The organism is Kitasatospora sp. NPDC056327 (assembly GCF_042261735.1).
Lineage (GTDB): Bacteria > Actinomycetota > Actinomycetes > Streptomycetales > Streptomycetaceae > Kitasatospora.
The window spans coordinates 1-8,376 of sequence record NZ_JBHJRC010000344.1; the positions used below are offsets into that span (position 1 = coordinate 1).

At 73.1% G+C, this 8,376-nt stretch carries 11 protein-coding genes; 5 read left to right on the plus strand and 6 right to left on the minus strand.

Features of this window, described 5'->3' with window-relative positions; translation table 11 throughout:
- Window positions 1–35: 35 nt before the first annotated feature.
- The 3 genes from ACFCX4_RS32025 to ACFCX4_RS32035 all read right to left on the minus strand — a co-directional run bounded on the left by ACFCX4_RS32025 (window position 36) and on the right by ACFCX4_RS32035 (window position 1,329).
- On the minus strand, window positions 36–305 hold the full coding sequence (locus ACFCX4_RS32025; protein WP_376150225.1) for a hypothetical protein: 270 nt from the start codon (window positions 303–305) through the stop codon (window positions 36–38).
- 254 nt (window positions 306–559) lie between these two features.
- Complete coding sequence (locus tag ACFCX4_RS32030) at window positions 560–904, minus strand: rodlet layer protein (protein ID WP_376150227.1); 345 nt, start codon at window positions 902–904, stop codon at window positions 560–562.
- A gap of 80 nt (window positions 905–984) precedes the next feature.
- A complete protein-coding gene (locus ACFCX4_RS32035) occupies window positions 985–1,329 on the minus strand; it encodes a rodlet layer protein (RefSeq protein WP_376150229.1) in 345 nt (114 codons plus the stop codon).
- Window positions 1,330–1,641: 312 nt separating this feature from the next.
- Between ACFCX4_RS32035 and ACFCX4_RS32040 the strand changes: the two genes are divergently transcribed.
- Window positions 1,642–2,298, plus strand: a complete 657-nt coding sequence (locus ACFCX4_RS32040; RefSeq protein WP_376150231.1) for a hypothetical protein — start codon at window positions 1,642–1,644, stop codon at window positions 2,296–2,298.
- 82 nt (window positions 2,299–2,380) lie between these two features.
- On the opposite strand, the gene ACFCX4_RS32045 is transcribed toward ACFCX4_RS32040, so the two are convergent.
- The 3 genes from ACFCX4_RS32045 to ACFCX4_RS32055 form a co-directional block, all read right to left on the minus strand.
- On the minus strand, window positions 2,381–2,755 hold the full coding sequence (locus tag ACFCX4_RS32045; RefSeq protein ID WP_376150233.1) for a hypothetical protein: 375 nt from the start codon (window positions 2,753–2,755) through the stop codon (window positions 2,381–2,383).
- 118 nt (window positions 2,756–2,873) lie between these two features.
- Entirely contained in the window at window positions 2,874–3,155 is a 282-nt protein-coding gene (locus tag ACFCX4_RS32050) for a chaplin (protein WP_376150235.1), read from the minus strand.
- Window positions 3,156–3,265: 110 nt separating this feature from the next.
- Window positions 3,266–3,508 (minus strand): chaplin, encoded by a 243-nt coding sequence (locus ACFCX4_RS32055; protein ID WP_376150237.1) that lies wholly within the window; start codon window positions 3,506–3,508, stop codon window positions 3,266–3,268.
- A gap of 480 nt (window positions 3,509–3,988) precedes the next feature.
- Here ACFCX4_RS32055 and ACFCX4_RS32060 point away from each other — a divergent pair, with 480 nt between their 5' ends.
- The 4 genes from ACFCX4_RS32060 (at window position 3,989) to ACFCX4_RS32075 (ending at window position 8,310) form a co-directional block, all read left to right on the plus strand.
- Window positions 3,989–4,228 carry a chaplin gene (locus tag ACFCX4_RS32060; protein ID WP_376150239.1) on the plus strand — a complete coding sequence of 80 codons (240 nt, stop codon included), beginning with the start codon at window positions 3,989–3,991 and terminating at the stop codon, window positions 4,226–4,228.
- A 380-nt stretch (window positions 4,229–4,608) separates the two neighbouring features.
- The gene (locus ACFCX4_RS32065; protein WP_376150241.1) at window positions 4,609–5,772 is read left to right on the plus strand and encodes a hypothetical protein; all 1,164 of its coding nucleotides are present in this window, start codon (window positions 4,609–4,611) and stop codon (window positions 5,770–5,772) included.
- Window positions 5,773–5,843: 71 nt separating this feature from the next.
- Window positions 5,844–6,344, plus strand: a complete 501-nt coding sequence (locus ACFCX4_RS32070) for a MarR family winged helix-turn-helix transcriptional regulator (protein ID WP_376150243.1) — start codon at window positions 5,844–5,846, stop codon at window positions 6,342–6,344.
- A gap of 178 nt (window positions 6,345–6,522) precedes the next feature.
- Window positions 6,523–8,310 (plus strand): LCP family protein, encoded by a 1,788-nt coding sequence (locus tag ACFCX4_RS32075; protein ID WP_376150245.1) that lies wholly within the window; start codon window positions 6,523–6,525, stop codon window positions 8,308–8,310.
- The last annotated feature ends 66 nt before the right edge of the window (window positions 8,311–8,376 follow it).

The window sequence follows — 8,376 nt, forward strand, 5'->3', positions numbered from 1 at the left end:
CCTCCGCGACGAGGGGCCCGGCCTTCCCGCGCGTCCTACTCCCAGCCGCCGAGGTGGGCGAAGCCCTCCTCGCCGCCGACCAGGTCGGTGGAGGTGGCGGCGCCCCAGCCGTGCGCACCGGCGACGATGTGCGAGGTGTGGGCGACGCCGAACCACTCGCCGGCTGCGAACACCGGGTCGGCGGAGGCGACGAACGCACCGCCGCCGGCCACCCCGACGTGCGCGGACGCCGCCGGGGCGGCGAGGCCGGCCAGCGCCAGGGCGCCGACGGCGGTCAGGGTGATCTTGCCCAGCGTGCTCTTCATGGATCTGCCCTCTCTTCCGGAGCGTCCGGTGCGGACGCTCTGCCTCTGACGTGTGCTCCGCTCCGGTGCCGGCTGTCCGCCCTGCCCCGGGAGCACACGGTGCCGTGCGCCGCCGCGCCCGTGCGCCGCGCCGACGGCCTGTCACCCGGCGGGCCCGCACCCGTGGTGCCGGCCCGCCGGACGTCCGCTGCCGCACGCCCGGAGGGCCCGGGGACCAGACGTCCCCGGGCCCTCCGTCGCGCCGTGCGGCTGGATCAGCCGATCAGGTGCGAGACACCCGCGTCGCCCGAGGACTGGGTGTTCTGGCCGACGTTGCAGATCTGCTTCGGGGTGCTGTTGAGGACCGGAACCTCGATCGGCACGGCCACGCCCAGGACGCCGACCGCCACGTTGTGGATCTCCGGCAGGCAGATGTTGGCGTTGTCGAGGGTGTGGAAGTTCGGGCTGTGGTCGCCGTGGGTGCCGGTCTGGTTGGTACCGCCGTTGCCCTGGACCGAGACGGCCGAGCCGTCCGAGTCGGCGATGGCGCCCGCGGACCCGGCGGACATCGCGATGGCGGCGGCGGCCAGACCGGCGGCGGCGAGGGACTTCTTGATCATTTCGGTGTTCCTCTCAGGGATGAATCGGGGAGCGATTCGAATGGTGGTTCGGGAGGGATGACGCAGCCGGGACAGGCCTGTCAGCCGATCAGGTGGGAGATGCCCGAGTCGCCCTTGGTCTGGGTGCCCTGGCCCTGGGTGCAGTACTGCTTGCCACCGCTGTTGGCGATCGGGACCTCGATCGGCACGGCCACCCCGGCCACGCCGACGGCGATGTTGTGGATCTCCGGCAGGCAGATGTTCGCGTTGTCCAGGAAGTGGAAGTTCGGGCTGTGGTCGCCGACGGTGCCGGTGAAGTTGGTGCCGCCGTTGCCCTGGAACGACCCGGCCGAGCCGTCCGAGTCGGCGATGGCCGAGGCCGGCGCCGCGGCGGCGGCCAGCGCGGCGGCGGCCAGGCCGGCGGCGGCGAAGGACTTCTGGATCATGGGGAGATCCCTCTCTGAAAAGCTCTTGGGTTTCCGTGCGGTTTCCGTGCGTACAACGCGTACAACGCTCAGACCCGGTCTGCGGTCACTGACGTCCAGATCAAAGAATGACGGCACGGAAGGTTACGGGGATTTCCGAAAAGAGTCCGGGAGGCGCGACGGCCGACGGCGGCCGGTCGGATTATTAGCCCGAATCGGTTAACCGCCGCAATCCGGGATCGGGGTCGCTCGTTGAGCCCGTTGCTTTCGGCTGCGCCCGTGCAGCCGTCTCCCCATGGATCTCCAGTACGGACAGGCAGAACGGTGAAAAGCATGAAGTTCTCCAAGCGGGCCGGCGCGATGCTGCTGGCGGTCGGTGCGGGCGTCCTCGCCTCCCCGGGATCGGCCTCCGCGGCCCCGGTGGGCCCGGAGCAGGTCGGGGCGCTGCAGGACCAGCTGGCCACCCAGCAGGTGCCGCTGGACATCCCGCTGGCGCCGCTGGACAGCCGGATCTCGGGCGGCATCCCGACCTCGCTGCTGATGCCGCAGGAGCCCGCCCGCACCACCGGGGACGCGCTGATCCCGGAGCGCATCGTGCCGGGCCTGGGAGTCGGCAAGGTCGGCCCGACCGCCAAGGCCGAGCTGCCGCTGCCGCTGCTCGACCAGGGCGCCGACCTCGGCGAGCTGCTGCTGGACGCGCCGGCCGCGCCGCTGCACGCCGACACCCCCGGGATCGGCCTGGGCAAGCCGCTGGCGCTCGCCCAGGACGGCACCGGCCAGCTCGCCGACGGCCGGCTCAAGGTGGGCGAGATCGACCCGCGGCTGCTGACCGGCGCGGTCCAGGCCGTGCCCGGCGCCAAGGCGACCCTGGGCAACGAGGACGAGCGGATCTCGGTCACCGACTCGGTGGGCAACCTGGCCACCACCGCGACCGCCACCACCACCGGCGTCGTCCAGGAGACCGGCGTGGCGGGCCTGGCCCAGCTCTAGCGGGCCGCTCCCCGGCCGTGCGCGAGCCCGGCACCCCGTCTCGCAGGACGGGGGTGCCGGGCTCGCGCGTGCCTGCCGCGGCTCAGCCGGGCAGGGCGCCGAGCAGCCCGCCGACGAGCGGCAGGTCGCGCGGCCCGCCGCCGGCGCTGAGCGGGCCGGTCAGGGTGTCGGTGCCGATCGGCGCCAGACCGGAGTTCTCCGGCTGGATGGTCGCCCCGTTGTTCAGCACGTCGGCCGAGGAGTTGGCCCACGGGTCCAGCCGGAGGTCCTTGACCGGCGCGATGCCGTAGCCGAGGCCGGTGGTGGTGCCACCGAGCGCCTGGGCGAGGTCGGTCTTGGTCAGGGCGGCGCCGCCGCCGGCCGGGGCGGCGTGCGCGGTACCCGCGCCCGCGCCGCCGAGCAGCACCGCGGCGCCCAGGGCGGCGGCGAGACCGGCCCCGCTCTTCTTCGAAATCATGCGCAATCACCTTCGGGGGAGGGGGTCCCCGGGCGTCCGGACCGGGCCCGGGTACGCCGAACCGCCCCCCGGCCGGCGGGCCGGGGGGCAGTACGGGCGGAACGCGTGCCGATCGGGATCAGCAGTCTTCCTCGACGTGGTGCTCCTCCTGCTTGGGAGCGTCCGCGTTGATGCAGGTGTTGCCGAACGCCGGGTTCAGCAGGCCGATGACGTTGATGGAGTTGCCGCACAGGTTGACCGGTACGTGCACCGGGACCTGGATCTGGTTGCCGGAGACGACGCCGGGGGAGCCGGCGGCGACGCCCTCCGCACCGGAGCTGGCGACGGCGCCGCCCGCCGCACCCAGCACCAGGCCGGCGGCGGCGGCGGAGAGGACGGCGGCCTTCTTCACGTTCTGCATGGGGGTTGATCTCCTAGATCACACACGGGTGGAACGGGCCGCACCCCGCCGGGTGGCGGGGTGCGGCACGGTGTGGGGCGACCGCGACCGCCGGAGCGGCGGCCGCCGGTTCAGCCGGCGTTGACGCAGGTGTTGCCGAAGGCCGGGTTCAGCAGGCCGATGATGTCGATGCTGTTGCCGCACAGGTTGATCGGCACGTGCACCGGGACCTGGATCTGGTTGCCGGAGATGACGCCGGGGGAGCCGGCGGCGACGCCCTCGGCGCCGGAGCTGGCGACCGCGCCGCCCGCCGCGCCGACCACCAGGCCGGCGGTGACGAGGGACAGGGCGGCGGCCTTCTTGAGGTTACGCATGTGTTCTTCCTCCGATTTCTGCCCGACCGTCTGTGGAAGAAAGAGTCGGGAGCCGGGCGAGGGGAAATCCTGGCCCGTTGGCTTCTGGGAATGCCGTGATTGTCACTCGGGTGGCCCAGATGGCGCGTGTCGCCCATGGCTCGGGCGATGAGCGGCCGCCGCGGCACCGTGCGTCGCGAAGAATTCCCGCACGGCCGGGAAGAATTCGCGTCGACGCGCGACCGGGAGGGATTCCGGACGGGTTCGGACCGGCGGCGGATCTCCTCGTCGTAGCGGGGCGAGTGGAGCGTGTTCCGACTGGAGAACGAGGCAGTGGGCCGGGGGAAACGGTCGGTCCCGGCCGTCACCCGATTGCCTGGCGGGCGGGGCCCGTTCGTCCGGACGGGTGACAGTGGGGGTGCCCTCGCAACCGGCTCGACCGGGTCTCGTTGGAGATGTCGCACTCCCCGTGCATCTCTGTCGAACAGTCAGGAGGCTCTCATGAGCATCAAGAAGACGGCCGCCGTCGGCGCCGCTGTGGTCGGCATCGTCGCCGCCGGTGCCGGCAGCGCGATGGCCAGCTCCGGCGCGGAGGGCGTTGCCGCCGGTTCCCCCGGTGTCATCTCCGGCAACCAGCTGCAGATCCCGGTGCACATCCCGGTCAACCTGTGCGGCAACACGATCGACATCATCGGCATCCTGAACCCGGCGTTCGGCAACACCTGCGTCAACGCGGGCTGATCCACGGCCGGTCGGTGCGAGCCGCCGCTTCCGCGCTTCCCTCCTGGGGCGCGGGGCGGCGGCTCTCGGCTTTTCCGGCCCGGCCGTCCGGCCGATCCGTCCGCGACCCGACACCGCGGCCGCCGGGCCGGCTCCGCGTTCCCGGTGGCCACGGTGTCGTAGGCTCACCCGGCGCCGCGGTGTCGACCGGCGCACCGGTCACGAGTGGCGCGGGAGCACCAGAACAGATGAGCGCGGCATCGAGCACCGAGTCCCCGGGCGGTGGCCCGGGAGCGTCCCCGCCGCGCTCCCCGGACCCGGCCCCTGCCCCGCGGGACGAGCGGCCCGGGGACGGACGGCCCGCCCCGGCGCTGCCCCTTCCGGCACGGTTCGGTGCCCTGGTGGACCGTTTCACGCCGGCGCTCGGCGCCTACGCGGTGGTCAAGGCGACCGGGTTCGCCGTCTTCATGCTGCTGCTCTCGCACACCGAGGACTTCCTGCGGAAGGACCCCGGACGCGGCGGCGGCGCCCGGCCGTGGGACGTGCTCGGCACCTGGGACGGCATCTGGTACCAGCGGATCGCCGAGAGCGGCTACGACCCCCGGCTGGTCCCGCTGCACGGCGCCCGGATCGCCACCTACTACGAGAACTCGGCCGCGTTCTTCCCGCTCTACCCGTGGCTGATGCGCCTGGTCGGAGCGGTCACCGGGCTCGGCCCGTACGGCTCGGGCATCGTCGTCTCGGTGCTCGCCTCCTTCGTCGCCGCGGCCGGGATCTTCGCGGTCGCCGAGCGGCTCGGCGGCTTCCGGGCCGGTGTGATCGCGGCGGTGGTCTGGGGTCTGTTCCCCGGCTCGGGTGTGGAGTGGGCGGTCTACTCGGACTCGCTCTTCGTCGCCCTCTCGGCCTGGGCCTGCCACTGCGTGATGACCCGCCGCTGGCTCACCGCGGGGGTGCTCGCCCTGGTGGCCGGCCTCAACCGGCCGACCGCGGCGGCGCTGATCGCGGCGGTCTCGATCAGCGCGCTGGTGGCGCTGGTCCGGCGCACCGACGGGGTGGCCCGCCCGCTGACCGCGATGCTGATCACTCCGTGGGGCCTGTGCTGGTACGTCGCCTGGGTCGGCTACCGGATGGGCGACTGGACCGGGTACTTCAAGCTCCAGCGCGGCGCCTGGAACCGCTACTTCGACTGGGGCGCCTCCACCGCCCGCAGCACCGTGGACACGGTCACCGGGCACTGGACGTTCTGGCAGTCCAACCCGGCTCCCGACCTCATCGCGGTCGCCCTGCTGATCGCCCTGCCCGGGCTGCTGGTGCTGCTGCTGCGGCTGCGTCCGCCGCTGGTCCTGGTGCTCTACACGCTGCTGACCCTCTTCATGGCACTGGGCAGCAACCAGATCTACGGCAACATCTCGCGCTACCTGTTGCCGGCGTTCCCGCTGTTCATCGGCCTTGCGGTGGCGCTGCGCCGGCTGCGGCCGGCGACCCTGGGCGCCCTGGTCGCGGTGCCGGCGGCGGCGGCCGGCTGGTACGCGGGGTACGCGCTGTTCGAACTGGGCATCCCGTAGGGTCCGGCCGGCCCGAACCGGTCCCGCACGGGATCATCTGCCGCCGGACGACCGTTGCTAACCTCGACCGCATGACGACCCGCCGCACGCCGCCCGTGCGCCCGATCCGCGACCTGTCCGGCCTGCTGGACCACGCCGGCCACGCCCTGGCGACCCGGATGGCGGCGGCCTTCACCGAGCTGGGCATCACCCCGCGCGCGTACGGCGTGCTGTTCCACGCGATGGCGGCCGAGCGCACCCAGATCCGGCTGGCCGAGCTGGCCGGCCTGGACAAGACCACCATGGTGGTGACCGTCGACGAACTGGAGAAGGCGGGGCTGGCCGAGCGCCGTCCGGCCGCGGCCGACCGCCGGGCGCGGATCGTCCGGGTCACCGAGGCGGGCGAGCGGGCCGTCGAGCGGGGCACCGCGATCGCCGACCGGGTGCACCGGGAGGTGCTGGACTCGCTTCCGGAGGACGAACGGGCGCTCTTCGTCGCGGCGCTGACCCGGCTGGTGGGCGACGGCGGGGCACTGGCCGAACCGGTGGAGGGCGAACGGACGGTGCGCCGTCCCCGTCGTTCGCGGGGCTGAGCCCCCGGGCGCACGGGGGTGCCCCGGACGGCGGTACCGGGCGCGGCGGTGGCCGGTTTCCGGTCGGCTTGTATGCTCCACCTGGCGCCAGGGGGGACGTCCTGGCCGCTGATCGTTCGATGGCACAGCCGTGAGAGGTGCGGGGATGTCGGGTCGCCGAGACAGGAGTCAGCCCAACGTGGCCAGGCCGCGTCCGGAGGGCTCGACCGGCTCGGCGGGTTCCACCGGTGCCCGGAGCGGCTCCGCCCGCACCTCCCCGGGCACCGGTTCCACCAGCGGGACGAGGAGCGGCACGGCCGCCCCGGTCCCCGCGCCCCGGCCCGGCGGCCGCGCCGAGGCCCGGCGGGCCGCGCAGGCCAAGGGCGGCCGGGGCGGGCAGGGCGGCGACGGCGGGCAGAACGGCACCGGCCACCGCAGGTCGGGCGGCCGGGGCAGGAAGCCCGAGCGCAACGTCAAGAAGATCGTCGGCTGGACGGCGGTCGGCGCCCTGGTGCTGATAGCCGGGACCGGCGGCGCGATCTACTTCAAGCTCAACGGCAACATCAAGACCATCGACTCGGACGCGCTCAGCAAGGACCGCCCGCCGGAGGCCGCCGCCGACGCCAACGGCAACAAGCCGGTGAACATCCTGCTCATCGGCTCCGACAGCCGCGGCGGCAACAACTCCGACCTGGGCGGCGGCGACACCGAGGGCGCCCGCTCGGACACCACGATCCTGCTGCACGTCTACGCGGACCACAAGAACGCGATCGGCGTCTCGATTCCGCGCAACACCCTGGTCACCATCCCGCCGTGCAAGAAGCCGGACGGGAAGTGGACCAAGGAGCAGAAGGGCAAGGACGTCCTCTTCAACGCCGCGTTCACGGTGGGCGAGTCGGCGGACGGCAACCCGGCCTGCACCCAGAACACGGTGGAGAAGCTCACCGGCATCCGGGTCGACCACACCATGGTGGTGGACTTCTCGGGCTTCGCGGCGATGACCAAGGCGGTCGGGGGCGTCGAGGTGTGCCTGCCCAAGGAGATCTACCAGAGGGACCTCAACGAGAAGCTGCCCACCAAGGGCTCGCTCGTCCTGAAGAAGGGTCTGCAGAAGGTGGAGGGCCAGCAGGCCCTGGACTACGTCCGGCTGCGGCACGGCATCGGCGACGGCTCGGACATCGGCCGGATGAAGCGTCAGCAGGCGTTCATGAGCTCGATGATCAGCACGGTCAAGAAGAAGGGCCTGGAGCCCACCACCCTGCTCCCGCTCGCCGACGCCGCCACCAAGTCGCTGCGGGTCGACGAGGGGCTGAACACCGTCGACAAGCTGATGTCCTTCGCGCTGTCGCTGAAGAACATCGACCTGCACGACCTCAAGTTCGTGACCCCGCCCTGGCGCTACAACGAGGCCAACCTGGACCTGGTGAAGCCGGACGCGGACCGGCTCTGGGAGGCCATCCGGGCCGACCGCACCCTGGACGGCAAGGACGCCACCGGCCAGCAGCCCGACGCGCCGGCCACCACCCAGCCCCCGGCCACCCCGGAGGCCCCGCCGAGCACCGCCGCGCGCACCGCCCCGGTGGCCCCGGTCCAGGTCTCGGTCTACAACGGAACGACCGTCAACGGCCTCGGCGCCAAGGCGGGCGACGCCCTGAAGGCGGCTCAGTTCACCGTCGCCAAGGTGACCCAGGCGAAGTCGACCAACAAGCTCACCACGACGGTCGAGTACGGCGCCGGCCAGAAGGCGAACGCCGAGAAGGTCGCGGAGCTGTTCCCCGGCGCGACCCTCGCCCCCACCTCGGCGGCCGGCATCAGCGTCGTCCTCGGCAAGGACTACGCGGACGCCAACGGCGGTGCGGGCAGCGCCGCTCCGGGCGCCTCCGCGGGCCCGTCCGTCCCGGCCCCGCTGCCGACCTCGGTCACCGAGGAGGCCCGCTCGGCGGACGACAACATCTGCGAGAACACCACCTACGGCAGCGGCGGCTGAGCCCCGCGGGCACCCGGTGGCACGGGACGGCGAACGGGCGGGGGCCCCGGCACCGAGCCGGGGCCC

Bases quoted from the DNA above. Each gene is read 5' to 3' on its own strand.
- ACFCX4_RS32025 (WP_376150225.1), bottom strand. From the start codon at position 305: ATGAAGAGCACGCTGGGCAAGATCACCCTGACCGCCGTCGGCGCCCTG.
- ACFCX4_RS32030 (WP_376150227.1), bottom strand. From the start codon at position 904: ATGATCAAGAAGTCCCTCGCCGCCGCCGGTCTGGCCGCCGCCGCCATC.
- ACFCX4_RS32035 (WP_376150229.1), bottom strand. From the start codon at position 1,329: ATGATCCAGAAGTCCTTCGCCGCCGCCGGCCTGGCCGCCGCCGCGCTG.
- ACFCX4_RS32040 (WP_376150231.1), top strand. From the start codon at position 1,642: ATGAAGTTCTCCAAGCGGGCCGGCGCGATGCTGCTGGCGGTCGGTGCG.
- ACFCX4_RS32045 (WP_376150233.1), bottom strand. From the start codon at position 2,755: ATGATTTCGAAGAAGAGCGGGGCCGGTCTCGCCGCCGCCCTGGGCGCC.
- ACFCX4_RS32050 (WP_376150235.1), bottom strand. From the start codon at position 3,155: ATGCAGAACGTGAAGAAGGCCGCCGTCCTCTCCGCCGCCGCCGCCGGC.
- ACFCX4_RS32055 (WP_376150237.1), bottom strand. From the start codon at position 3,508: ATGCGTAACCTCAAGAAGGCCGCCGCCCTGTCCCTCGTCACCGCCGGC.
- ACFCX4_RS32060 (WP_376150239.1), top strand. From the start codon at position 3,989: ATGAGCATCAAGAAGACGGCCGCCGTCGGCGCCGCTGTGGTCGGCATC.
- ACFCX4_RS32070 (WP_376150243.1), top strand. From the start codon at position 5,844: ATGACGACCCGCCGCACGCCGCCCGTGCGCCCGATCCGCGACCTGTCC.